This is a genomic window from Moraxella sp. CTOTU49097 (genome assembly GCF_032064105.1).
In the GTDB taxonomy this organism is placed as follows: Bacteria; Pseudomonadota; Gammaproteobacteria; order Pseudomonadales; family Moraxellaceae; genus Faucicola; species Faucicola osloensis_B.
The window spans coordinates 48,011-72,577 of sequence record NZ_DAMBOA010000003.1 but is presented as its reverse complement, the minus strand read 5'-3'; the positions used below and the strand labels follow the sequence as shown (position 1 = coordinate 72,577).

General features: G+C 45.7%; 19 protein-coding genes. 10 read left to right on the top strand and 9 right to left on the bottom strand.

Annotation, left to right across the window (positions count from 1 at the left end; all coding sequences use genetic code 11):
• Nucleotides 1–205: 205 nt before the first annotated feature.
• The 4 genes from RT064_RS03030 to RT064_RS03015 all read left to right on the top strand — a co-directional run bounded on the left by RT064_RS03030 (nucleotide 206) and on the right by RT064_RS03015 (nucleotide 5,302).
• Nucleotides 206–2,623, top strand: coding sequence for a RelA/SpoT family protein (locus tag RT064_RS03030; RefSeq protein WP_313061315.1), 2,418 nt, complete (start codon nucleotides 206–208; stop codon nucleotides 2,621–2,623).
• Between the two features lie 26 nt (nucleotides 2,624–2,649).
• A complete protein-coding gene (gene mutM, locus RT064_RS03025) occupies nucleotides 2,650–3,540 on the top strand; it encodes a bifunctional DNA-formamidopyrimidine glycosylase/DNA-(apurinic or apyrimidinic site) lyase (RefSeq protein ID WP_313061313.1) in 891 nt (296 codons plus the stop codon).
• A gap of 228 nt (nucleotides 3,541–3,768) precedes the next feature.
• Nucleotides 3,769–4,179, top strand: coding sequence for a hypothetical protein (locus RT064_RS03020; RefSeq protein WP_065262556.1), 411 nt, complete (start codon nucleotides 3,769–3,771; stop codon nucleotides 4,177–4,179).
• A 223-nt stretch (nucleotides 4,180–4,402) separates the two neighbouring features.
• Entirely contained in the window at nucleotides 4,403–5,302 is a 900-nt protein-coding gene (locus RT064_RS03015) for an alpha/beta hydrolase family protein (protein WP_313061310.1), read from the top strand.
• Nucleotides 5,303–5,412: 110 nt separating this feature from the next.
• Here the strand turns inward: RT064_RS03015 and RT064_RS03010 are convergent, their stop codons facing one another.
• The 4 genes from RT064_RS03010 to RT064_RS02995 all read right to left on the bottom strand — a co-directional run bounded on the left by RT064_RS03010 (nucleotide 5,413) and on the right by RT064_RS02995 (nucleotide 9,727).
• Nucleotides 5,413–6,144, bottom strand: a complete 732-nt coding sequence (locus tag RT064_RS03010; protein ID WP_313061306.1) for an RluA family pseudouridine synthase — start codon at nucleotides 6,142–6,144, stop codon at nucleotides 5,413–5,415.
• Between the two features lie 147 nt (nucleotides 6,145–6,291).
• On the bottom strand, nucleotides 6,292–7,617 hold the full coding sequence (gene hemL, locus RT064_RS03005; RefSeq protein ID WP_313061302.1) for a glutamate-1-semialdehyde 2,1-aminomutase: 1,326 nt from the start codon (nucleotides 7,615–7,617) through the stop codon (nucleotides 6,292–6,294).
• 289 nt (nucleotides 7,618–7,906) lie between these two features.
• Nucleotides 7,907–8,833 carry a polyphosphate kinase 2 gene (ppk2, locus tag RT064_RS03000; protein WP_409519524.1) on the bottom strand — a complete coding sequence of 309 codons (927 nt, stop codon included), beginning with the start codon at nucleotides 8,831–8,833 and terminating at the stop codon, nucleotides 7,907–7,909.
• Between the two features lie 582 nt (nucleotides 8,834–9,415).
• On the bottom strand, nucleotides 9,416–9,727 hold the full coding sequence (locus tag RT064_RS02995; protein ID WP_312522443.1) for a YqfO family protein: 312 nt from the start codon (nucleotides 9,725–9,727) through the stop codon (nucleotides 9,416–9,418).
• Nucleotides 9,728–9,947: 220 nt separating this feature from the next.
• Here RT064_RS02995 and RT064_RS02990 point away from each other — a divergent pair, with 220 nt between their 5' ends.
• Together RT064_RS02990 and RT064_RS02985 are read left to right on the top strand one after the other, a co-directional pair.
• Complete coding sequence (locus tag RT064_RS02990) at nucleotides 9,948–10,385, top strand: YeeE/YedE family protein (protein WP_313061299.1); 438 nt, start codon at nucleotides 9,948–9,950, stop codon at nucleotides 10,383–10,385.
• A gap of 20 nt (nucleotides 10,386–10,405) precedes the next feature.
• Nucleotides 10,406–10,834, top strand: a complete 429-nt coding sequence (locus tag RT064_RS02985) for a DUF6691 family protein (RefSeq protein ID WP_313061296.1) — start codon at nucleotides 10,406–10,408, stop codon at nucleotides 10,832–10,834.
• 6 nt (nucleotides 10,835–10,840) lie between these two features.
• Here RT064_RS02985 and RT064_RS02980 read toward each other — a convergent pair whose 3' ends face one another.
• Entirely contained in the window at nucleotides 10,841–11,503 is a 663-nt protein-coding gene (locus tag RT064_RS02980) for a TetR/AcrR family transcriptional regulator (protein ID WP_313061294.1), read from the bottom strand.
• A 259-nt stretch (nucleotides 11,504–11,762) separates the two neighbouring features.
• Here RT064_RS02980 and RT064_RS02975 point away from each other — a divergent pair, with 259 nt between their 5' ends.
• A complete protein-coding gene (locus RT064_RS02975; RefSeq protein WP_313061291.1) occupies nucleotides 11,763–13,490 on the top strand; it encodes a GMC oxidoreductase in 1,728 nt (575 codons plus the stop codon).
• 46 nt (nucleotides 13,491–13,536) lie between these two features.
• Nucleotides 13,537–14,979, top strand: coding sequence for a coniferyl aldehyde dehydrogenase (locus tag RT064_RS02970; protein WP_313061288.1), 1,443 nt, complete (start codon nucleotides 13,537–13,539; stop codon nucleotides 14,977–14,979).
• A gap of 111 nt (nucleotides 14,980–15,090) precedes the next feature.
• Here the strand turns inward: RT064_RS02970 and RT064_RS02965 are convergent, their stop codons facing one another.
• A complete protein-coding gene (locus tag RT064_RS02965; RefSeq protein WP_313061285.1) occupies nucleotides 15,091–16,335 on the bottom strand; it encodes an oxygenase MpaB family protein in 1,245 nt (414 codons plus the stop codon).
• Nucleotides 16,336–16,706: 371 nt separating this feature from the next.
• On the opposite strand from RT064_RS02965, the gene RT064_RS02960 reads away from it, so the two are divergent.
• On the top strand, nucleotides 16,707–18,359 hold the full coding sequence (locus tag RT064_RS02960) for an MFS transporter (protein ID WP_313061283.1): 1,653 nt from the start codon (nucleotides 16,707–16,709) through the stop codon (nucleotides 18,357–18,359).
• Between the two features lie 119 nt (nucleotides 18,360–18,478).
• Nucleotides 18,479–19,591, top strand: a complete 1,113-nt coding sequence (locus RT064_RS02955; RefSeq protein ID WP_313061280.1) for an HlyD family secretion protein — start codon at nucleotides 18,479–18,481, stop codon at nucleotides 19,589–19,591.
• A gap of 39 nt (nucleotides 19,592–19,630) precedes the next feature.
• On the opposite strand, the gene RT064_RS02950 is transcribed toward RT064_RS02955, so the two are convergent.
• The 3 genes from RT064_RS02950 to RT064_RS02940 all read right to left on the bottom strand — a co-directional run bounded on the left by RT064_RS02950 (nucleotide 19,631) and on the right by RT064_RS02940 (nucleotide 24,528).
• Nucleotides 19,631–21,466: a 3-hydroxyacyl-CoA dehydrogenase gene (locus RT064_RS02950; RefSeq protein ID WP_313061277.1), complete on the bottom strand. Its 1,836-nt coding sequence runs from the start codon at nucleotides 21,464–21,466 to the stop codon at nucleotides 19,631–19,633.
• A 244-nt stretch (nucleotides 21,467–21,710) separates the two neighbouring features.
• Nucleotides 21,711–22,865: a catalase family protein gene (locus RT064_RS02945; protein ID WP_313061274.1), complete on the bottom strand. Its 1,155-nt coding sequence runs from the start codon at nucleotides 22,863–22,865 to the stop codon at nucleotides 21,711–21,713.
• Between the two features lie 73 nt (nucleotides 22,866–22,938).
• Nucleotides 22,939–24,528 (bottom strand): Dyp-type peroxidase, encoded by a 1,590-nt coding sequence (locus tag RT064_RS02940; protein WP_313061271.1) that lies wholly within the window; start codon nucleotides 24,526–24,528, stop codon nucleotides 22,939–22,941.
• Nucleotides 24,529–24,567 lie beyond the last annotated feature (39 nt).

Below are 24,567 nucleotides of genomic sequence, written 5' to 3'. Positions count from 1 at the left end.
TTAACACGCCCAAAACCAACGCACTATCATAGCTAAAACACGCTGCTATAGCGACTACTCTGTCATATTTTATTAGTGCTAGCGCAGTATTAAATCAAACTTAATCACACAAAAATTCACAGGGAAAGTGAGTTGATAATTTTAAATGAACAAGGTTAGTTTTTTTGCTCTTTGAGGAATCTGGTAAGTAAGGTGTAGAATTGACATGGTAAAAATACGAGAAAGTTTGCCGCTATTGGATGGAAAAGACGTTGATCATGATAGTACCACGATGATTGCGAGTATCACCGCCAGCCAGCGTCATTTCACCCATACTGACTTGCCCATTCTCTCTGAGCCTGCCAGTCACATCATCGATGAGCATACCATTGATACCGAAGCTTGGCTGGCATCGATGGCAAAACGCGCTCATCTCACTGAGCTGCCTGAGCTGACCAAAGCCTGTCAACTACTCAAAAATCAAGATTTAAGTACCGAAAGCAACCGCTCTAATGCGTTTTTGACTGGGATTGGGATTGCCGATATTTTGGGTTATCTGTACCAAGATGAAGACACGCTCGTTGCTGCGATGTTATATCGTGCCGCGCGTATTCAAATTTTTACCCCCAAACAAATCCAAGCCACCTTTGGCGATGAAGTCGCAGAGCTGGTGCAAGAAACCCTAGCGTTAGGGCGACTGTCCGATTTGATAGAAAACAACAAGCGCTTAGAAGACCACTTTAACAACAACCAGCGCGAGCAGTTATCGGGCATTTATAACATGCTCATCTCGATGACCAATGATGTGCGCGTGGTGCTCATCAAATTGGCTGAGCGTACTTTTGCAATGCGCGAGCTGTCGTATGCCAGTCCTGAGCGTCAGCAACGGGTCGCGCGCGAGGTCATGACAATCTACGCGCCGCTAGCGCATCGTATGGGTATTGCCCAGCTTAAATGGGAGCTTGAGGACTTATCGTTTCGTTATCTTGCGCCTGACCGCTACAAAGAAATCGCCAAATTACTCTCTGAAAAACGTAGCGAGCGCGAAACCTATATCGACCGTGTTGCCCAACAACTGCGTGAGGCGTTAGCTGCCCAAGGGATTGACGGGGAAATCACCGGTCGTGTCAAACACATCTATTCGATTTATCGTAAGATGAAACTCAAATCACTGTCGTTTGACCAGTTATATGACATCCGCGCACTGCGGGTACTGGTGCATAACAATGCCGATTGTTATCACGTATTGGGGCTGGTGCATGGTTTGTGGCGCTATATTCCCGAACAGTTTGATGACTATATCACCAACCCAAAAACCAATGGCTATCGCTCGCTACATACCGCCGTGATTGCCGAGAACAAATCGCTGGAAGTACAAATTCGTACCTTTGACATGCACTATGAAGCTGAACTTGGCATGTGTGCACACGTCAACTACAAAGAAGGCACCAAAAACAAAAAAGACGACTATCTGACCAAAAAAATTAGCTCACTGCGTCAGTTATTGCTCAATCAAGAAAATGCTGACAATCACGACCCGTTAAAATTTGTACTAGATAAACATGTTGAGCATGAGCATGGCGAGCTCGATGAAGAAGAACAAGTCGTTGATTTTGGGGAATTTGAGCGGATTTATGTGTTTAGTCGTGATGGTGACATCATCGAATTGCCCAAAGGCTCAACCGTGCTCGATTTTGCCTATCATGTGCATACTCATGTCGGCAATCGCGCCCAAGCTGCTCGCGTCAACAAACGCTATGTGCCGCTCACCTATCAGCTCAAAACAGGCGAGCAAGTTGAGATTATTACCAAGCAATCACGCGAGCCAAACCGTGATTGGCTCGTGGCATCTTTAGGTTATATCAATACCAGTCGCGCTCGCAGCAAACTGCGTCAATGGTTTAATAAGCAAGACCGTGATAAAAATATTGAAACAGGTAAGCACATATTAACCAAAGAATTGGCGCGCATGTCGGTACACCCTAACAGTATCGATTTAAATGATTACGTCAAATTTTTTAATGCCAAAAATAGTGATGATATTTTGGTAGGGCTAGTCAATGGCAACGTTGAATTGCATAATTTGACCGGTCATATCAGTCGTCATCTAGATTTAGAACCCGAAGTCACTGATACTGAGCTTATTCCCAGCATTCACCCCAAAGCCACAGGCAAGCTGGATGCGTATAAAATCGAAGTCGATGGCTTAGATAACATCGCTATTCACTTGGCAAATTGCTGCTCGCCTGTGCAAGGTGAGTCAATTGCAGGGTATATTACCCAGTCCAATGGCGTATCCGTCCACCGCAGTGATTGCGTCGAATACGAGCGACTGGTGGAGCGGGAGCCTGAACGCGCCATTAGTGCCGCTTGGTATGGCAATAAAGGCAAAAGCCAATTGGTACAAATATACCTTGAATCGTATGACAGGCGTGGCTTGCTCAAAGACCTGACCCAAATCATCGACCAAGAAAATGTCAATATCCGCCAAGTCGATACCCTAAGTGGGGATGATGATATCGCGCGGTTGAATTTTACCATAGAAGTGACGGGGCTAAGTCAGTTGTCTAAGCTGCTCGCAAAACTAGAGCAGCAACATGGTATTATCTTGGCGCGTCGTATCGTCAATAACAACAAGTCTTAATGCTTTAAATAGGAGTCACACGGCATATGCCAGAATTGCCCGAAGTGCAGACGACAGCGACGAGTCTGCAACCTTTGCTCAATCAAACCGTTGAAAAAGTTAGCGTCTTTCAGCCCAAATTGCGTTGGGCGGTGCCTGATGACTTGATGAGTTTGATAGATTATCAACTTATTGACATTGAGCGCCGAGCCAAATATCTGATTCTCACCTTTGACGGGGGCGTGGCGCAAAAAAAGTTACTCATTCACTTGGGGATGTCGGGTAGCTTACAGCAGCATCCTGTGGGGTTTGACAAGCGTAAACACGATCACGTGATTTTGACATTTAATGATGGCAAAAAACACACCCAACTGCATTATCATGACCCACGGCGGTTTGGCATGCTACTGTGGCTAGATGACTATGAAGACAAGCTGATTACCCATTTGGGTGTAGAGCCGTTGTCAGAAGACTTTAGCGCTGACTATCTATATCACCATATCCATAATCGCAAAAAACCGATTGAGCGCCCCATCAAATCGGTGATTATGGCGCAAGAGATTGTGGTCGGTGTGGGCAATATCTATGCGACCGAAAGCCTATTTTTATCAAAAATTCATCCGTTGACCCCTGCCCATCTCATCAGCCATGAACAGCTCATCACCTTGGTCGCCCATATTCGACAAGTCCTACAAACATCGATTGAAAAAGGCGGCTCAACATTAAAAGATTTTACCGTAGCGGATGGACAAACGGGGTATTTTCAGCAAACGTTATTGGTGTATGGGCATAAAGGCGGTGATTGTCCGAGCTGTGGCGCTATCATCGAAAATGTCAAAATCAATCAGCGGGCGAGCACGTTCTGTCCCACTTGCCAGCCGCTGATAACCCACAAAAAATCAGTGAAAAAACCACTCAAAAAAACGCTCAAAAAATAACGAGTCTGCATTAACGTAAAAAAACCTGCGGCAAAGACAATTTTACTTGATAATTCTTGGCAAAATTGATGTAATGTTCCTGAACTATTCAGCAACAACCTAGCAAAACTTGTTAGGTACAACCTGTCAGTCAACCCCAGCTATTTGGTTATCTAGTTGCCTAATTATTTAGTTAGTTAGCTAGTTACCTCGTTAATGGGGGCTTGCTGCCAGTTAGGAACCTGCTCTATGAAACTATTAAATACGATTGCGTCAGCCGTAGCCTTGATGGTTGCAACGACGACTTGCAGCTTTGCCGCTACCGAAATTGATGAAAAAGATTTTGGTCCAACCTATGGCTCCATGGTCGCTGATACCATTGTGGGTAAGCCATTGGGCGCATTGGCAGTGGTGGGCGGCGTGGTGACGGCGATTGCCAGTATGCCATTTACCATCTATAACGATGAAATCGATCAGGTAGAACGCAAGCTGATTCTTGAGCCACTGGCGGCACTCGATCGCTGCTTGGGCTGTACCCCTGCTGAAGACCAATATTTTCGCTCACAGCGCCCTAATAATAACCAAGTGCGCGTTACCGTTGATGGACCTTCTGAGATTTTAATCAACACCAACCAAAAAGTTGTTGTGAAAACCCCTTAGTTGTTTCGTCAACGATTCAAACAAGCAATTGGTCACCGCTGATTGCTTTTTTTATGACTGTTATGTTCATGATAACTTTTTTGCACCCATAAATTGTTTGCTATAGTCGCTTTTAAACGCAGTGAGTCTGCTCATCATTTGTTAAAATTTGGCTTACTGCTTGTATAAAAAAGCGCTCGTATAAGCTTGTATAAAAAGTTGATTACCAAGGAAGATAACAGTCATGTCGAACCTAAATCTAAAAACACCGTCAGCCTTAGCCTCACATCCTACGCAGCAAACCATTCAGATAGCCACCAAACACCCTGCCACACTGGCGGCGACTGTGTTTCGACCCGATACGGTTAAAGCAGCAGTAATGATTGCGCCCGCAACAGGTATCAAACGGCAGTTTTATCAAAATTTTGCGCAGTATTTAATGGAGCATGGCTATGGCGTCATCAGCTATGACAATGAAGATATTGGCGAGTCGATGCAAGGCAACCTCAAGCACTCTAATGCGTCATTGATTAGTTGGGGGCGCTACGATATGACTGCGGTGCTTGATAGACTAATTCAAGAGTTTCCCAACACCACCTACCATCTGGTCGGTCATAGCGCGGGTGGTCAATTATTTGGTTTGATGCCCAATCATCACAAGTTCACATCCGTGTTTAACGTTGCCTGTTCATCTGGGCAAATCCGTAATATGGCGATGCCGTATCGTGCCAAAGCCATGTGGTTTATGGATGTATTTATTCCTGTGTCCAATGTGGTGTTTGGCTATACCCAATCAAGCAAAATTGGCATGGGCGAAGACTTGCCCAAAAACGTTGCCAAACAGTGGCGAGATTGGTGCAATGGCGCAGGCTATATCAAAACCGCCTTCGGTAAAACCGTAAAAAAACACTACTATGATGACGTCAAATTGCCCGCCCTTTGGCTCAATGCGCCCGATGATGATATCGCCAATGATAAGAATGTCGCCGATATGATTCGGGTGTTTCCCAACATGCAAGCGACCACCCAAACGCTAAAACCCAAAGATTATGGCTTACAGCATATCGGTCATATGAAGTTTTTTAGCCGACAAAACCAGCTACTTTGGCAGCAAACCCTTGATTGGTTGCACCAACATGGGTAATTAAACAAGAGGGATGGTAATTATATCCCTTGTTTGACGCTAACAGTAGGATGAAAACAGCACGCTAAACCCTATCATTTTAAAAGATAGATTGCTAAAAACCCACGCGGTTAAAACGGCACGGGGCTTTCCCATTCCATCCACACACCCGTATTGGGATGTTTTAAACGTAATTTGTGTGCATGTAAGCAAAGCCTAGGCGATAAATCAAACGCTTGACCGTCCAATACATCTTGCGCGTAGATGGGGTCGCCAAGCATCACATGCCCGATATGCAGCATATGCACGCGTAGTTGATGACTGCGCCCTGTGACCGGATACAAGGCGACACGGCTAACAGCCTTACCCTCACGCAGTTCGTGGTGCAAGGTTTCGTATTTCGTGTAGGCGCGTTTATCCCAACTCATATCGACGATATGCTTGGGTTTTTGGGATGGGTCGTAGCGCACGGGCACATCGATTTCGCCTTGCTGCGGCGGCGTTCCCCAGACCAGCGCTTGGTATTCTTTGCTCGGAATACGCTCGATAAATTGTTTGCTGATACGGCTTTGCGCTTCGCTGTGGCGCGCAAAAATAATAATCCCTGAGGTGTCCATATCAAGTCTGTGAATAAGTTTGACGTTGGGGTCGGCTTTGAGCAAACGAGATTGCAAGCTTACTTTAAGTTCTTTACCATCCACCGATAACAGCCCGTGCGGTTTGTCGATGACCCAAATGTCGTCATCGCGATATAGGGTAACAGATTTGGCAAACTCATCAAAAAAGTGTTGCGGCTGCTGACTTTCTTCAAGATTACGCCGTGCAATGGATTCTGGGGTTAACGCTTGGGGAAGTTGTCGCATGGGTGGTTTTTATTCTCTAAAATCTATTTGATTGAAAATTGTTAGTCTTTAAATCACTATTTGCGCTCTAACCTTTGGCAAACTTCACCAAAGGCAACCGTCCAAACGCAATTAAAAATCCTTTGGCAAATTTTTTATGTGCAACCGTTATGCTTTCGCCATTATCGCAAAGACTTCTTTTGCCGCTTGCAAGGTCGCATCCAAATCTTCTTGCGAATGCTCACTACTTATAAAGGCTGCCTCAAAGGCGGATGGCGCAAGATACACACCTCGATCGAGCATACCGTGGAAAAAGGTCGCAAATTTTTGCGCATCGCATTGGCATACCTCTTCAAAGTTTTGTGGTAATTGGTTGTCAAAAGCACCATCAGTAAAGAACATCCCAAACATACCGCCACAGCGCGTGGTCTTAAAGCCAATACCCGCATCCTTCGCCAACTTTTCAAGATTATCAGTCAAGTAAACGACTTTTTCGCTTAACTTGTCATAAAAACCCTCAGCCGTGAGCAAATCAAACATGGCAATACCGGCACGCATTGCCAGTGGATTGCCCGATAAGGTGCCTGCTTGATACACGCCCCCTAACGGCGCGATACATTCCATAATCTCACGTTTACCACCAAACGCCCCGACTGGCAGACCTGCACCGATGATTTTACCAAATGTGGTCAAGTCTGGTGTGATGCCAAAATGGGCTTGCGCTGACTGTAAGCCAACCCTAAACCCAGTCATCACTTCATCAAAAATTAGCACAGCGCCATGCGCGGTACACTCGGCACGCAAAGTATCGTGAAATTCTTGCGTGGGTACAATCATGTTCATGTTGCCGGCGATAGGCTCGACAATCACACAAGCGATGTCATTGCCAAATTGCGCAAAGCAGTCTTTGATGGCTTGCGGGTCGTTGTAACGAATCGTGATAGTATGTTTGGCAAAATCGGCAGGGACGCCTTTTGAGCTTGGTTCACCGATATCTAGCATGCCCGAACCCGCTTTGACCAGTAGACTGTCGCTATGACCGTGATAACAGCCTTCAAATTTGACAATTTTGTCGCGTCCTGTATAGCCGCGTGCTAGACGAATGGCGGACATGGTAGCTTCAGTACCTGAGCTGGTCATACGGATTAATTCAACACTGGGAATCAATTCGCAGATTTTGTCCGCCACCGTGGTCTCAAACGTGGTGGGCGCGCCAAAGCTTAACCCGTCATCTGCCGCATTTTTGACCGCTTCGATAATATGGGGGTGCGCATGACCCAAAATCATCGGTCCCCATGAGCCCACATAATCTATGTAGGGTTTGCCTTCGGTATCATACATTTTGCTGCCACGGGCACGGCTGATAAAGACAGGCGTACCCCCCACGCCTGCAAATGCCCGCACAGGTGAATTTACACCGCCAGGGATATGGGCTTTGGCTTGTTTAAACAGTAGTTGGTTGGTTGTCGTGTTATTTGAGTTATTTGAATTCATGGGGCCCTCAGCTGAATAAATTTTTGCCTATTTTAACAAAATTCGGGGGTATTGAATACGCTTGCCGTCTATCCTGACTTTGACTGGCTTGAATTTGGCTGGCGAAAAATAGGGGCTCGTTGATAAAAAATGTGGTTTTATCTTTTTTGATATATCCCCACCTTTTGGCAGCAATGTTTTGGTAGCAATGGTAGCGATCTACTTGCTGCTATCTTTATATTTAAAAACCCCAATGCCATGCACTGGGGTTGTTGTGTTGTGATGTTTATTGCATCAGTTTGCTGAGCAATTATTTGTGGTGATTGAATGAGATATTTGGTACTGCCAATTCGTTATATTCGCCTTTTTCATATAAAGCCCCTGCACGACCCACAATCAATGGGTCAACTGTCCCCACCACTTTCGGGTCCTTATTGTCGTAAGGTAGTTTGCTTAATACATAGCGCATCGCATTCAAACGCGCGCGTTTTTTATCGGTTGACTTGATGACAATCCAAGGCGATTCTGCACTGTCGGTGTTAAAGAACATGGTTTCTTTGGCAAGGGTGTAATCATCCCATTTGTCAAGTGACGCTTTATCAATGGGTGAGAGTTTCCATTGTTTGAGCGGATGGGCTTCACGCTCGGCAAAACGGCGACGCTGCTCTTCACGACTGACTGAGAACCAAAATTTGATTAAATGAATACCTGAGCTAATCAGATGTTTTTCAAACTCTGGGACTTGGCGCATAAAGTCATTGTATTGGTCTTCGGTACAAAAACCCATGACACGCTCGACGCCAGCACGGTTATACCATGAACGGTCAAATAGCACGATTTCGCCCTTGGTCGGTAGATGCTGGACATAACGCTGGAAGTACCATTGACCCGCTTCTTGCTCGGTGGGTTTTTCAAGGGCAACGACTTTGGCACCGCGCGGATTTAAGTGTTCCATAAAGCGTTTGATGGTACCGCCTTTACCTGCGGCATCACGACCTTCAAAGATGATGACGATTTTTTGCCCGCTATCTTTGACCCATTTTTGCAGTTTTAATAGTTCAACTTGTAGCTCGTATTTTTGGGCTTCATAGTTTTTGCGTGACATACGGTTTTTGTAGGGATAACCGCCTTCACGCCAGTTGTCCGCCAATTCGTCGTCTTTGTTGATTTTGCTTTGCACGCTAGTGGTTTGGCTGCCAAATAGTTTTTTGACTTCGTTGATTTCATCGTTGGACATACCATTGATCAGCGCTTGCAAGTGCTCTGCCATTTTCTCGACATCGCCTGTAGTTAGGTCTTGATTCATGATGCTCTCGATGGCGCGTTTTTTGGCATTGGCTTTTTCACTCACCCCTGCTTGCTGCGACTGCTCAAGCAACACTGTGGGGTCGGTCTCATAAGGTTGGTCAATACGCTCGGTCGCTGGTGTTTTAGTACTGCGGCGCGCTGGGGTCTTTGTAGCTAGGGTCTTTGTAGCTAGGGTCTTGGTAGGCTGCGACTTTTGGGGCTTCGCTTTATCCGTTTTGGCATTGTCAGTTTTGGTACTGTCAGTTTTAACACTATTTGTCGCTGTGCTATTGGGGGGATTTGCCATGTCTCACTCCTTAAATTCAATGGTCGGCTGATGGGTTGAAGTAAAGTGTAACAAATTATTTACTATTGACTATAGACCATTTAAACCCAAGCCACAATCGCTTTTTGCCCTACATTCTGGTCATAATTTTCACTTGTAGTCGAGGCAAAAAAGGCGTTTAATAACCTTATGCATGTAAGTAGATAGGTAAGCGAATCAGTCATCGCGTGAGGATAAACTGGATGGCTAAATATCTTCAAGCTTTAGCACATCATAAGCGGGGGTTTCATACGGGTGTGCCTGTTTTAACGCTTGCACTACCGCTTTGATGCGCTCAGCTGCAACCACCATCTCGACCCGCCATTCTTCGATTGTTTGTAATTCATTGGTCGTACCAATAAAGGCTTGATTGCCTGCCAATGGCATAAACTGTCCTGTACCCAACACCTGCCAACAGCAATACTGATAATTGCCAATCTGCCCTGCCCCTGCGTCAAACAAGGCTTGCTTTACAGCCTCTAGATAATCGGTCGGTATGTAGGTGGTGAGTTTATACATGGGTTGCCTTATTAAAATGTTAAGCCGTTAAGCCCTATCATCATGGTTTTGTATTTGTTTTAATCTAGCTTTAATCTAACATAGTTTTTTTGCAAAAAGCGCGTTGGTCTGCGTTTTTTCGTTGATTATTATCCCGTTTTAAAAAAAATTCACCCTTAAACGCGCTATATATTATACAATATTGTATAATATATATTATTGTGAAATGCTTAGGTGGCGTATGTTGTTATTTTCTATTGCAGATTATAGTCATCCATTAGTGGGTGGCATGTTGATTGGACTCTCTGCGGTTATGCTGTGGTGGAGTATTGCCAAGATTGCTGGCATCAGTGGCATTGTTGCCAGTCTCTGGCAGCCAAACTCAGCCGATTTTGCTTGGCAATTGGCGTTTTTTGTGGGCTTGCTAGTATCGCCCTGGCTGGTTGGTCAGTTATTTGGTTTGCCAACCATCACGGTATCATCATCGCCTTGGCTGTATGTCATCGCAGGGTTATTGGTCGGTGTGGGCACGCGGATGGGCTCAGGGTGTACCAGTGGTCATGGTATCTGTGGCAATGCGCGCTTTTCGCCCCGTTCATTGGTGGCAACCATTGTCTTTATGTCTGCAGGGTTTGTGACGGTGTTTATCGGTCGTCATGGGTTGGCATTGATTAAGTAAAGATTATCGGGGCATCTATTATGCGAAAAGAAATTGTGTTATTGATTAGTGCTATCTGTGGGTTGGTGTTTGGTACGGGTTTGATTGTCAGTGATATGGCAAACCCAAAAACCGTACAAAGCTTTCTTGATCTCGCAGGCGATTGGAATCCTGCGTTGATGTTGGTGATGATTGGCGCGCTCATTGTCGCCACCATCGGTTTTAACTTAAGTCGCTTAAAAAAGACCAGTCTATCGGGTGCGCCGTTTCCACCGATTCGCCGCGGTATTGACAAGCGCTTGGCGATTGGGTCGATGATATTTGGTATCGGTTGGGGCATCGCTGGTATCTGCCCTGCCCCTGCGGTGGTTCTCATGGGCATGGGCATCTGGCAAGGGGTGGTATTTTTTGTCGCCATGCTAGTAGGTATGGGAATAGTGATAGCGTTTGATAAAACCCAATCCGCTTAGTCATCATTAGTCATCAGTAGGGTGAAATAACCGATAAAACCCACCCGCCATGAGCCAGCTGGCTAGTTGCTGTGGCGTTTCTGTTTGCCCTTGCCGCACCCAATGAATATAGGTGTGATACAGCATCCCTGAGGCAAATACCAGATTGTATTCCCCGCTTTTATCCTGATGTGGCGCTGTCATAGCTTGGCAAGTCAACGCCTGCTTTTTGCGGTATTCGACAAAAATTTTGCTATTAAGGAGGGTGTCTAAAATTAGCCCTTCAAAGCCTTGATTGAGCAAAATCTTGGTCGATAATTCAAACTTGCTCAGATAGTCAAACACTTGTCGCAAAAACGCATAAAACTCGGACTCGCTTGCCGCCGTCAAGTCGATAAAAGGAAAATCATGCTCAATCTGCGCCAAATAGTCTTTGAGTAACGCAAGTTTGCTATCGTAATTGCGGTAATACCCCATGCGACTCACGCCCGCCTTTTGGGTCAACTCGGTGACGCTGATATCGGCAAATGGGGTTGATTCCATGAATTTGAGCAGTGCTATGGCGAGCGAACGTCTGACCACGGTATTGGCATTGCCCATGATATGCGCCTGCTGTCCAAAATCACTCAAACTCGACTCAATACTCGTACCCGTGGGCGATGGAAGCGGTGTGAAGGTTGGTTTTGGCACGCGTTAATCCTTTCAACTCAATCCTTTACTTAATCTATCAAAACAAAACAAACCCAAATGTCACAGTTGCAGCAGCCTGCTGAAAAATTAGTATACCCTAATCAGGTAGCGGGTTGAACTGTTTGCCGGTCAACCGCTGTTATACAAAGACAGATACAGCCAAAAAGTCACTGCAAAGTAGCCCGCGGCTGGTCAGCTATAAGGACAACTATTCAAGATAACTATTTAATTAAGTTAAGGACAATAAGGAAAGCGATACATGGAAGGTCAATCATTTGATACGGATTTTTTGGTCATAGGCTCAGGCTTTGGCGGTAGCGTCTCAGCGATGCGACTGACCGAAAAAGGCTATCGCGTGATTATCGCGGAGCAAGGCAAGCATATTTCTCCTGAAACCATGCCCAAAACCGTGCGCGATATCAAGCAGTTTTTGTGGTTGCCTGCGCTCAAGTACAAAGGTTTTTTTTCGCTTCAGCTATTTAAGCATGTCATGGTGTTGCATGGTAACGCGGTGGGCGGTGGCTCAGTCACTTATGCCAACACCTTATTACAGCCAGAAGACAAAATTTGGCAACAAGGTAGCTGGGCAGGGCTTCACGACTGGCAAGCGGTGATGCCACAACATTATGAGACCGCCAAACGCATGCTAGGCGTGAGCCAAAACAAAAAAATCGGCAGCGCAGATTTGATGCTACAAAAAATGGCAAACTTGAGTAGCGTGGGCGATAGTTTTTATCTTACCGATGTGGGCGCCTACTTTAGTGAACAGGACAAGTATGCTCATCCCTCTGTCAATGGTGACCCGTATTTTGACGGCGCAGGTCCTAAGCGCAGTCCTTGTATAGGCTGTGGTGGCTGTATGGTAGGCTGCCGTTATGGGGCGAAAAATACCCTAGATAAAAACTACCTGTATTTTGCCCAAAAAAATGGCGCTACCCTGCTCGCTGAAACCAAAGTCACGGATATAGTACCGATAGCTGATGCTAGCAAATCGCTAAGCGACCCTGCCTATCAAAACGGTTCGCAAGGCTATCGGGTGACGCTGCAATCAGCGGATAAAGGTGAGTATCAAATCACCACCCAACAGATTGTACTGTCAGCCGCCAGCCTCGGTAGCCAAAAACTGCTGTTTGAGCAGCGCCATAAAGGCAATATGCCCCATATTTCCCCTTATCTTGGCAAGCGTATCTATACCAATGCTGAATCTTTGCTAGGCGTGCGATTTTTGGATGACCAACATGGCGCCATGAGCGATGGCGTGGCTATCGGCTCTGGGATTTACTTGGGCGATGGCACACATATTGAGGCGACACGTTATCCTGAAGGCTTTAATATTGCGTCATTTTTGGCGACGTTAAGCAATTATAAAAACGGTAAAAAAATGTCGCTACTGGCTTGGTTATGGTGTTTTATAGCGCAGTTTATCCTCAAGCCCCGTCAGGCGTGGCGTGCATTTCGACCACATAATATGGCAAAACAAAGTCTTATCTTGCTATGTATGCAAAGCACGCCGTATGCGCTTGAAATGCGCTATCAAAAAAGCCCGTGGTGGCGGGCTTGGTTGGGTAGTCGCTACCAGATGCAAACCTATGGTCCCGCCATCCCCGCCTTTATCCCAGAAGCCAGCGCGTTTGCCGAGCAGATGGCCACCCAAATGGGGGGAGTCGGTTATGGCGTGTTGTCGGAAGTATTTTTGAACATCCCGACCACCGCGCATTGTATGGGTGGGATTTCGCTGGGCAATTCTGCCGCAGATGGCGTGGTCGATAAGTACCACCGCTTGTTTAATTATCAAGGGTTTTATGTCTGCGATGGCAGCAATATCTCGACCAACTTGGGCGTCAACCCAAGCCTCACCATAACGGCGTTGACAGAGCATGCCATGAGCCATATTCCGCACAAAGCAACCCAGTTACTGCATGCTGCGGATACCACGAGACAAAACGTGACGCTCGTTCAAAAAGATGCTAGCAAGATACCGGCTTAACTGCTATGTTGAGTTAAAATTTAACTAAATGATTGGGATAATACACATGACACCTCAAGACAACTCGGATGCAACTAATTCGGATGCAACTATCAATACTATGCAGCAGCAGTTCGACATCATGCGAACGGCTAGCCGCCAAGACCAATATGTCGATTGGTCAATTCGTAGTGCGCGGCTAAAAAAACTAGAACAGCTGGTGATGGATAACCAAAGCGAGATTATCACCGCTATTCATGCCGACTTTGGACAACGCCCAGCGGCTGAAACCACCATGCTTGAACTGTTCCCAACGCTTGAAGCGATTCGTTATACACAAAAACACGGCAAAGCTTGGTCTGCCAAACAGCCCGTCAAAACTGGGATTTGGTTTTTGCCCGCTCGTAGCTATATCCAGCCGCAGCCGTTAGGACTCGTAGGCATTATCGCACCTTGGAACTATCCGCTGTATTTGGTGATTGCGCCACTGGCTGCCGCATTGGTGGCAGGCAATCGTGCGATGCTCAAAGTCTCAGAAGCGTCACCGCATTTTGAGCAGTGGCTGGCTGATGCGTTACCCAAGTATTTTACCGCAGACGAAGTGACCTTGATTACAGGGGGTGTCGAAGTCGCGCAAGCCTTTAGCCAATTACCGTTTGACCATTTATTTTTTACCGGCTCTACCGCAGTGGGCAAACATATCATGAAAGCCGCTGCCCAGAATTTGACCCCTGTCACCCTTGAGCTGGGCGGCAAATCTCCTGTCGTGGTGACGCCGAGCGCTGATGTGGCAAAAACTGTCAACCGCGTATGGACAGGCAAAACCATGAACGCAGGGCAAACCTGTATTGCGCCTGATTATGTGTTGATACAGGCGGATAAAAAACACGCCTTTATCGAACAATCAACCGCATGGCTTGACGCCCACTACCCCAATCTTGCAGACAACCCTGACTATAGCTTTGTCATCAACCCCAAACAAGCCAGCCGCGTGCAAGGTTATCTTGATGAAGCCAAACAGCGCGGTGCCACCCTCATTCCACTGACCGATTATGAAGTGAATATTGAGACTGGATTTTTCCCACCGATAATTGTCACCGATTTACCAAGCGATGCTAAACTGCTGACAGAGGAGATTTTTGCCCCTGTATTGCCACTGGTGTCCTACCAAGACTTGACGCAGGCAGTGGCGTATGTGAATGAGCGTGACCGCCCACTGGCGCTGTATGTGTTTGGCGAGGACAAAGCGGACACCGACTACGTGCTCGCGCATACAGTGAGTGGTGGCGCCTGTATTAACGAAACGATTTTTCACATTGCCCAGCAAAATCTGCCGTTTGGCGGTGTCGGAGCATCAGGGATGGGGCGTTACCACGGCAAATATAGCTTTGACACCTTCTCTCATCCAAAAGCGGTGTTTAAACAAAGTCACCTTAACTTCGCGCATTTGCTCCAACCACCGTATGGCAAGACCTTTTGGAACATGATGAAGGTAATTTTAAAAGCTTAGTGATTGCAATGCTTGCATAACTTTGCCTATATAATCTTGCCTAGATAACCGTTACTATCACTCTGGTAAATTGGTAACATCGTATGTGATAGTTGATTGGTATGAGCTAGTTCATTGGTAATAGTTGTCGTGCTTTTTGAGCCACCAGTTCATGTTATCTTGGCGTTTCGCACGAAATTGTTCCAATCTTTTGGCAATAGCCGCATTGTGCGCTCGTGCGGTATCAAGCCCAAATAGAATCGGCACACTGACAAGCACGCCATAGCGCCATTTTGGGCTAGGCAGTCCCAAGCCATCGCCAATATCATCACCCACTAAAGTCCGGGTAACACTGGCATTGACCCGCTCAACCAGCTGTCCACGTCTGTTATCCTCACCCATAATTTGCGAAGGTAAATCATGCAGCGCTTTGGCGAGGGGTTTACCAAATTCAAAATCTAATTGCTGGGTTGCCAAATAGCTATAAAGCCATGCCCACGCCTCGGTTTCATCTTCAGGAATCCGCGCCAGCTCAATCCCCATCCACCAACTTGCCAGTTGCCATAAGTGCATAATGCCTTGGGACTCTTCGGCGCTGATTCTTGCCCCGAGTAATTTTAGTCCGCGCATAATGAGTAGTGAAAACTGCAAGTGGGTTGCTACCATGTCAGTTTGGTTAATGGGTAACCCCCAGTAGTCGCTGTCCCAATCATGACTGCATAAGTGTTGTCGTACCAGACCGTGTATCTGACGCACTTGCAGACTTTGTCGCCAGCCTTCTGTGCCAATTGCCAACGGGGGTTGCTGGTTGCGGCTAATCGCTGGGTACTCAGACACTGCCAAAATATACGCATAGGTTCGCATGAGCCTCGGCAATGCATCATGCACTAACGCCCCTGTTTTGATGAGTGGCAATGAGAGCGCAGGGATACTATACCCTGCCATTAGCGCGACATTACGCAGTAACCAAATCAGCATCAACGGATAGCGCCGATAGGCAATTGCGCCAATCTCGGCAAGCTTGGCATCATACCAACTCGGATATTGGCAAAACTGCTGATACAGCGTCTCAAACGCGGGCTGTTGCAATAACGCTTTGGCTGCCGATAGGTTACCCATTTGCGTTAACCCTTGCTCATGCAAAATCAATTGCTGCAGGGGTTTGGCAAATTTGATACCGTTGGATAACAGCGCATCGACAGGCTGATCTGCGACATCATACCCCTGCTGCATCTGTTGCAATAAATCCTTTGACACCTCAAAATCACGGGGCAATAAAAATCGTTTGATACGCTGCAACACTTGTAAATCAGCATGGTGGTCAATGTCAGTATTGCGCCCCAGTGTCGGCAAATCGGTTTGATAAAGCGGGTTCATAGCAGTGATAAATCAGTAATGAATGAACAGATAGCCTAGCGCATTTTGACAACTAAAAAATGCTTATGCGCAAAAAAAATCGATTTTTTTGTTTAAAAATGTTAGACCTTAATCGACTGGGTATATTTACTGGGTGTGTTTGACCATACCTTGCCTGATGGGTTTCAATGACCTGTGGGATAATGATTGGTTGGATAATGATGGGTTGGGTATTGATGACTAGCATAGCGCTAGTCCATGTCATATGTCACTTTGATAAAACTGTATCATGTCACATTTATCGAACTATTTTGTCGCTGACGCTAAGCCTATTTTTGATTACACTATAGCCAACATCTCTTGTCTTAACAGTATCAAAATCGAGCTACCCTTTGAAATCACCTAGAATCTTAGAAACACCACCCAATTGGACCGAGGATGAAAAACCCGCGTTACCCGGTTCCCCGCCGAGTATTGCTCACTCTCGATCAAAAAGCATTGTGTACTTTGTCATCGGTGTTTTCATTGCAATTTGTGGTGGCTTGGGCAACGGCATTATTACCGCCAATTTACCGCAAATCCAAGGCGAATATGCGCTAACACCATCACAAGTGGCTTGGATACCTGCCGTGTATGTGATGGCAAATGTCAGCGCCAACCTGCTGCTGTTTAAAGCGCGTCAACAATTTGGGTTACGTTGGTTTTCTGAAATTTCCTTGCTGATGTTCATGCTGGTGATGTTTATTCATATATTTGTGCAAAACTATCCGATGGCTTTACTGGTCAGGGCGATGGGAGGCTTTGTCGCGGCGCCATTATCCTCACTCGGGCTTTATTATGTGATGCAAGCCTTTAGTAGTCAGTATCGCCTGCAAGGTTTGTATATTGGTTTTGGGGTCAGTGCGCTGGCGATTCCGTTGGCTTGGATAATGTCCCCTTATTTGGTCAATGTGAATGACTGGACTCGGCTTTATACCTTCGAGTTTGGTTTGGCGCTGTGTTGTTTTGCGATGGTGGTCGCCGTCAAGTTGCCACGAAGTTTACGTATCGAAGTGTATGAAAAGAAAGACATTCTCACCTTTTTGTTATTGGCACCCGGTTTTGGGTTGCTGTGTGGGGTGTTGGTACAAGGGTCGATTTTATGGTGGGAAAACTCACCGTTATTGGCTTATATGCTCATTGGCGCGTTGGCGCTGTTGTTATCAGGCTTTTTCTTTGAGCATTACCGCAAAAATCCCTTGATTATGACCCGCTGGCTGGGGAGTTTTGCGTTATGGCGTTTTGTGGTCGGTGCTTTTTTATTGCGTTTGATTATGTCTGAGCAAAGTTACGCAGTGGTGAATTTTTTAAAATCCCAAGGTCTTATGTCCGACCAGTTTGTGGGTTTTTATACGGTCATATTTGTTGGTATGTTGGCAGGTTTGATAGTTAGCGCACTGACCTTTTCACGGGATCATTTGATTCCGCCAATGGTGGTAGCGACTTTGCTCGTGGCGATTGCCAGTGTGTATGATGCCAATATGCTCACCAGTGAAGTGCGACCCCAAAATTTTTATCTCAGTCAATTTGCAGTCGCGTTTGCAGGCTCACTGTTTATGGGTCCATTGGTATTGATGGGATTTGGGCTGACGCTGCGACAAAGCGTCAATCATGTCATCACCTTTATCATCTTGTTTGGTGCGACCCAAAACTTTGGCGGGCTGGTAGGCTCGGCTTTTTATAGCACCCTGCAACAGCAGCGCACCCAGTATCATAAACAAAGTATTTTACAGCAAATGCAATCGACAGATGCCACAGTAACCCAGCGGCTTCAACAATACCAAGCAGGGTTTAAACCCATCATCACCGACAACAACTTGTCGCAGCAACAAGCCCAACAATCCCTCAACCAAATTGTCACGCGAGAAGCGCAGATTAAAGCGTATGGCGATATCATTACTGTCAACAGTTACATTGCCACGTTCTTATTTGCTTGGGGTATGATTAATATCGCCCGCAAAAAATACATTGAAAATCGGCAAAAAGTAGCAATTAAGCAAACATAGACTGGATACGCTAGATGCGTATAACAAGGCGACCCAATTAGATAACTGTTTTTTTAGATAACAGTTTAATGATAAATAAAATTTAATCATCAATAAAATGCTTACGGAAAACCCAACTCATGAGTAGTGAAGCAACAACCCAGAATGATGCGCCAGCTGATAACAGCGATGATAAACCCACGCAGGCACCGGAAAAGATTATCAACCCTAGGCCGCTTACCTTAATTATCATGTTATTGGTTTTTTTGCTCGGTGTTGGGGTGATTTTATGGGCATGGCATTTGGGTCCGTTTAATACGCCACTGCAACAAACCGAAAATAGTTATGTCAAAGGCAATACCACCATATTGTCGGCACAAATTAATGGCTATATCGAAAAAGTCTACGTCAGCGACTTTGAGGACGTCAAACAAGGTCAGCCGTTAATTAAAGTCAGCAGTGCTAACTACTCACAGCAAGTGGTACAAGCCGAGTCAGGGCTGGAACAAGCGACCACCAATTTAGCCAACCAGCAACAAATCATCGAGCAGCGTAAAGCCGATGTCAAAGCCGCGCAGGCAAAAGTAGCACAAGTTAAAACCCAGCTAGAATTGTCTCTCCAACAGCTGAAACGACTTCAATCCTTGGTTGGTGTTGGCGCCGTGTCACAAAACGAAGTCGATACTGCCAAAGCGGCAGTTAAAAACAATGAAGCACTGATGAGCCAAGCAATCGCCAGTGTCGATGTCGCCCGCGAAGGTCAAAAAACCGCGGAAGTGGCAAAGATTGGTTTGGTGGCACAGATTAAAAGCGCCAATGCACAGTTAAATCAAGCCAATACCAACCAAGACTATGGCTTAATCACCGCCCCGACCTCGGGTAAATTAGGGCAAATCAATATCCGTACCGGTCAGCTGGTGACGCAAGGCACGCAGTTGGTTTACCTCATTCCAAAATCGATGTGGGTCATTGCCAATTTTAAAGAAACCCAAATTGATAAAATGAAAATCGGGCAAAAAGCGTGGTTTACTGTCGATGCCCTAGGCAAACAAAAATTTACGGGGGTAGTCAAAAGCATCTCCCCCGCAACAGGCTCAGAATTTAGTGTCATTAAAACCGACAATGCCACCGGGAATTTTACTAAAGTGGTACAGCGCATTTCTGTACGCATCGACATCGATGGCAACCAAAGTCGTCTGAATGAATTGATACCAGGCATGTCGGTAGTGACAACAGTAGATACGTCAAGTTAGCAAATTAACCCTTGTTTATTCTCCCTGACCAAACGCAGTTTAGTCAGATAAGCTTAAAAAATCTTTCGCTAAATAAGCTGGGTTAGGATATTGATAGAACCCTTCGCCCGTGGCTTCACCCAATTTGTTGGTATCGACCAGTTCTGCTTTGAGTTTTTCAGCGGGCTGCTGCAAAGAAGGGTCCGTTTTTGCCAGTTCATTAAAGATGTTGTAGTTGGTTTTCATGCCATTTTTATCCAAAATCGCCATAGGTCCAAAGGGTGAGCCCGTGGCTATCATCCACGTTTTATCAATGGTTGCGGCATCAGCAACGCCGTTTGCCCACAGTTTTAACCCCGCTACCAATAACGGAATCAATAAGCTATCAAGCACATAGCCCGATTGTTCTTTTTTTACCGCTATCGGTAACATGGCAATGGCTTTGGCAAATTCGATGACGTCAGCATAGACTTGGGGGTCGCAACTTGGAGCCGCCATCAACTCCACCGTATTACGGATATGGATATGATTGGCAAAATGCAGCATCAAGAATTTTTCTGGGCGGTTAGTAAAGGTCGATAACACGCTTGGCAATAGCGTTGATGAGTTACTGGCAAACACGGTTTTGGTAGGGGCGGCGGCTGAGGCTTTTTGATAAAAATCTTTTTTAATGTCTAAGCTTTCTGGCACCGCTTCAATCAATAGGTCTGCATCTTTTAGCGCTTCATTTAAGTCAGTGGTATAAGCTAAATTTTTGCTAGCTGCTGCCACTTGGGCATCGGTTTCACCTAGGTCATGCTGATGCTGATTGGCAAGGTCGGTAAAGCGGGTTTTCGCCTTAGCAATCGCGTCATCGTTAATGTCATAAATCGTCACGTTAAACCCATGAAACGCACATTGCACCGCAATTTGGTTGCCCAATACGCCACTGCCTGCCACGGTAATATTTTTAAAGGGTACTTTGGATAAATCCGCTTTGGGTGGTTTTAAAAAGTCAGGATTTTTAAAGGCGGGATTGGGATATTGATAAAACCCTTCACCCGTTGGTACGCCCAGTTTATTTTTCTCGATGTACTCTTTTTTAAGCATATCAACGACCGCTTGGTCTTGTTGTTTGCCCTTAGCCACAGCGAGCTTGTAAATATTATAAGGGGTAGTCAGCCCCAGCATATCATAAAAAGCAAATGGTCCCATCGGCGAGCCTGTGCCAAGCATCCAAGTTTTATCGATGGTTTGAATGTCAGCAATGCCTTGGATATACAGCTGCATCCCTGCATTTAACCAAGGATTCAGTAGTGAATTTAGTACATAGCCCGAGGTTTCTTTGTTGACGATAATAGGCACCATGCCGATTTGTTTGGCAAACGCGGTCACCGCATCAAATACATTAGGGTCAGTATCCGCATGCGACATAATTTCGGCAAGATTGCGCTTCCAAATCTCATTGGCAAAATGCATCATCAAAAACTTAGCAGGACGGTCGGTAAATTTGACCAAATCACTGGGTAACATGGTAGATGAGTTACTGACAAATACGGTTTTCTCGGGTGCGGCTGCTGAGGCTTTGCTATAAAAATCCTTTTTGATGGCGACATCTTCGGGCACCGCTTCAATCAACAAGTCTGCGTCTTTCAAGGCATCGCTTAAGTCTGAGCTATAACGCAAGTTTTGCTCAGCCTGTTTGGCTTGTTCGCTTGTTTCGCCCAAATCATCCTGATGACGTTTGGCGATATCGGCAAATTTGGTTTTGGCTTTATTGAGTACCTCGTCATTGATATCATACACAACGACTTTAAAACCATGAAACGCCGCTTGTACGGCGATTTGATAGCCCAGAACACCACTGCCTGCGACTGTGATATGGGTAAAATTAACAAGAGGATTCGACTCTGACATACAATACTCCTAAATTAACGGGCAAATACGCAACTTTATAATGGCTGAGTGAGGGAAATTTTTTGCTATTATCGTATTTGCTGTCGACTATTTTTAATTAGATTGAAAGAAAAAAAACCGTTAGCCTAGTCAAACGCTAACGGTTGTTGAATGATTGAGGGCGATGTAGTTTTTCACCCAATGGGTGAAATCTTACTTCAAACAATGCCCCCATAACCGCCCCGCTACTGATTTTTTGCCAAATTTACAGGCTATAAAAATCTTTATCAAACGCCTGTTTTAGGTTGGTTGGCTCGGTACGTTTTTTATGATTTAAACGATGGCGCGTGGTCGAGGCGGTTTGATAGGCACGCAGTCGCGCATGCTGCAAATTACCAATCGGACGGTTGGCTTCAATACAGCGAAACGGGGTAAATGACAAGTGTTCCATGATGTCAAAGTTACCGTCATCTGGCACATCTTGGCAAGGGATGGTAAGTTTTGCCACTGTCACAAACGGTGCGTCTTTTTCATCCCATTCTTTGGTCAAGTCATTGATGGGTTGGTCTTTTAAGTTACGGCACAGCTGAATTTGCACATCAAACTCATAATCATGCTCACGGATTTCTTGTAAAATTAAAGGACGAATCGCCTCGCTGGTGGCATTGACATCTAGGTCACGGCGTTTGATTTTGGCTTGTGACGCTTTGGTAGGGGCAACACGGATTTTCGCCATATAGTCGCCATGACGCACCGCCCCTTGTGAATAAAAACTGTATAACAAGGTATTTTGCGGTTTGATTGTTTTAAACTTACTAAAAGCCCTAAAAGTCTTGAGGGATTCTTTAGATGGCAGTTTTTTGCCATATTGGGTAAGCCAGTCAAAGGCAAACTTGGCTTGACCTTTTGCGCCTTTGGCAAAATAATCATTTAATTGCAAAAATAGCCGTGAAATATAACTATAGTCTTGGATAGTATTACAAAAGAAAATAGGGAAATTAATCAGATTGTAGTCAAAGTTTGGGCTATCTGGCTCATCTGGCAGTAATTTTTCGCCTTTGACACCAAAGACTTTAATCGCCAACCCTTGAGAAAGCCCCAACTTGTTGTCGGCAGCCACACGAGATGAGCCGTTAGAAAAACGAATCACTGCTTCATGGCGAGCGGGTTTGGCATAGATACCTTGGGCATATTCTTTGGGCAGTTTTGGTAAAATCTCAAAGTTGGCTTTTAACGCACAGTAGCCTTTGGCATGGGCATCTCGGGTGTGATAGTTTATTTTGCTAACCGTGTCTGATTTGCCGATATAGTCACGAATATCTGCGGTGATTTGGTCGATGGCTTTTTCATCGTCACTCGTAAGCTGGTCGATGGCTGGGTCAAACTTGGCATAACGACGACCGAATAATTTATTTAACATGATGATTGTCCTTTGTTATTTTTGTCAGGTTAGGTGTACTAAAAACGCCTAACCTTTTTTATTTAGTTTTACGCTAATATGAATTTTCGTTAAGCTCACTAATCCATTTAAGTGCCGACAAGCTTGGTACAAAAAGATATTCACCGCCTTGTAGGGCATTAAATTGCAAAATATTGGTATGACGCTTACGAATTGGCTCATCAGGTACGGTGAATACATCGCTATCAGCGTCACTACCTGCGTGTACGCCTAGCATCGGGTCACGTTCTTCCCCAAGGTTCATAAAGTTACCGTCATTAATCCATTGGCTTTGCAAAAACTCAAGCGTGTCCATGGCATGCGCGTTGATACCGATAAAAAATAAACCCCGGTCTTGACCGTCGTCTTGGGTCACGTTGGGCGGCACGATATCGCCATACGATACACTACGGCGTATGATACGGTGAAGACGCACATCGCTTAGAATAAAGTCTTTGGTATTGCGTGGGTTCATACGGCGAGCATGAGCACCAAACGGGCAGCCTTTGCCATAGGGATCATCCGTGTAGTCAAATTTATTGTTCGCTACATTGTCTTTGCCGAGGGCTTCATCATCATGGTCTGGGCTTAGGGTGATGGGGGCACCCGAACGCCAGCGACCGAACATTTTTGCCCCCAATTTATCGGCTTTCGCTGGGTCATTGTCGCTTTGTTCTAGGCAATAGCGGTGAAAGTCAGCCACATTACTGCGGTATTTTCGCAGTACCATAAACGAGCCGTTTTTTCCCAATACTTCTGGTTGTGGCATGGGGGGTACCACGCCCGCTTCACCTTTATAACCTAACACGAATTCACCCGCCGCAATCGGACGTTCGGTGTTATTTTCAAGGCTGATACCACTGCCATCAACTTCTGGGTTACTGATGCCATCGCGATAACCAAACACGTTTTTGACGTCACCATCTGCGCCAAAATCATGTTCTACCAAGATTTCGATAGCGTTACGGCTGGTATCTAGATAAGGGGCAAACACCTGTTTAAGTTCGGCAAGTTTGGCTTGCCATTTTTCTTGGCTATCGGCAATCACCGCGCCGCAAATATGAATATGGCCTTTATCACCAAATGGCGCAAGCCAGTTGCTAGGGTCATTATCGCCTTTGTCACCCAAGATATCTGAGCGACCTGCCATACCTGTTTTGAAATTTTCTGGGAAAGAATCAAGCGAGCTTTGCGGTAAGCCTAAGGCTTTTAGCCCCTCATACGTCATCACAATGGTCAAATTGGCATCCATATCTTTTTGGAAATTTTTTGAGCCTGTGACGTTTGGTAATACCGCTTTTAGTAATTCACGACCCGCGTTGCTGTCATTAACTTTTAGCGCGACAAGCGTGCCATAGTAAGGCGCCGGGCGGTCATGTAAGATGATGGCTTGAATATCCTCAAGTTCCATCGTGGCAATATTGGGATAGATAGCGTTCGTTGCCCGTGTCGTGACGCTGTGCAGCTGCGTGCTGATTTTTTGTTTCGCTTCATGTACCAGTTCTTTGACACTACCTTTTTCACTGGGTGTATCGCTGTGTTCAAATTTGTCTTTAATGGCATCTATGCCATGCTCGATACCATCTTGTAGATGGGTTTTTAATTTGCCAAGTAGGCTTTCATTCGCTGGGTTATCGTTATTCATGGTCGTTCCTAGCAGAGAATTTTAAAAATTTGATGCTAA

What these genes read in the sequence shown, in the direction of transcription:
- RT064_RS03030 (WP_313061315.1), top strand. Translation starts at nt 206, where the DNA reads ATGGTAAAAATACGAGAAAGTTTGCCGCTATTGGATGGAAAAGACGTT.
- mutM (WP_313061313.1), top strand. Translation starts at nt 2,650, where the DNA reads ATGCCAGAATTGCCCGAAGTGCAGACGACAGCGACGAGTCTGCAACCT.
- RT064_RS03020 (WP_065262556.1), top strand. Translation starts at nt 3,769, where the DNA reads ATGAAACTATTAAATACGATTGCGTCAGCCGTAGCCTTGATGGTTGCA.
- RT064_RS03015 (WP_313061310.1), top strand. Translation starts at nt 4,403, where the DNA reads ATGTCGAACCTAAATCTAAAAACACCGTCAGCCTTAGCCTCACATCCT.
- RT064_RS03010 (WP_313061306.1), bottom strand. Translation starts at nt 6,144, where the DNA reads ATGCGACAACTTCCCCAAGCGTTAACCCCAGAATCCATTGCACGGCGT.
- hemL (WP_313061302.1), bottom strand. Translation starts at nt 7,617, where the DNA reads ATGAATTCAAATAACTCAAATAACACGACAACCAACCAACTACTGTTT.
- ppk2 (WP_409519524.1), bottom strand. Translation starts at nt 8,833, where the DNA reads ATGTCCAACGATGAAATCAACGAAGTCAAAAAACTATTTGGCAGCCAA.
- RT064_RS02995 (WP_312522443.1), bottom strand. Translation starts at nt 9,727, where the DNA reads ATGTATAAACTCACCACCTACATACCGACCGATTATCTAGAGGCTGTA.
- RT064_RS02990 (WP_313061299.1), top strand. Translation starts at nt 9,948, where the DNA reads ATGTTGTTATTTTCTATTGCAGATTATAGTCATCCATTAGTGGGTGGC.
- RT064_RS02985 (WP_313061296.1), top strand. Translation starts at nt 10,406, where the DNA reads ATGCGAAAAGAAATTGTGTTATTGATTAGTGCTATCTGTGGGTTGGTG.
- RT064_RS02975 (WP_313061291.1), top strand. Translation starts at nt 11,763, where the DNA reads ATGGAAGGTCAATCATTTGATACGGATTTTTTGGTCATAGGCTCAGGC.
- RT064_RS02970 (WP_313061288.1), top strand. Translation starts at nt 13,537, where the DNA reads ATGACACCTCAAGACAACTCGGATGCAACTAATTCGGATGCAACTATC.
- RT064_RS02965 (WP_313061285.1), bottom strand. Translation starts at nt 16,335, where the DNA reads ATGAACCCGCTTTATCAAACCGATTTGCCGACACTGGGGCGCAATACT.
- RT064_RS02955 (WP_313061280.1), top strand. Translation starts at nt 18,479, where the DNA reads ATGAGTAGTGAAGCAACAACCCAGAATGATGCGCCAGCTGATAACAGC.
- RT064_RS02950 (WP_313061277.1), bottom strand. Translation starts at nt 21,466, where the DNA reads ATGTCAGAGTCGAATCCTCTTGTTAATTTTACCCATATCACAGTCGCA.
- RT064_RS02945 (WP_313061274.1), bottom strand. Translation starts at nt 22,865, where the DNA reads ATGTTAAATAAATTATTCGGTCGTCGTTATGCCAAGTTTGACCCAGCC.
- RT064_RS02940 (WP_313061271.1), bottom strand. Translation starts at nt 24,528, where the DNA reads ATGAATAACGATAACCCAGCGAATGAAAGCCTACTTGGCAAATTAAAA.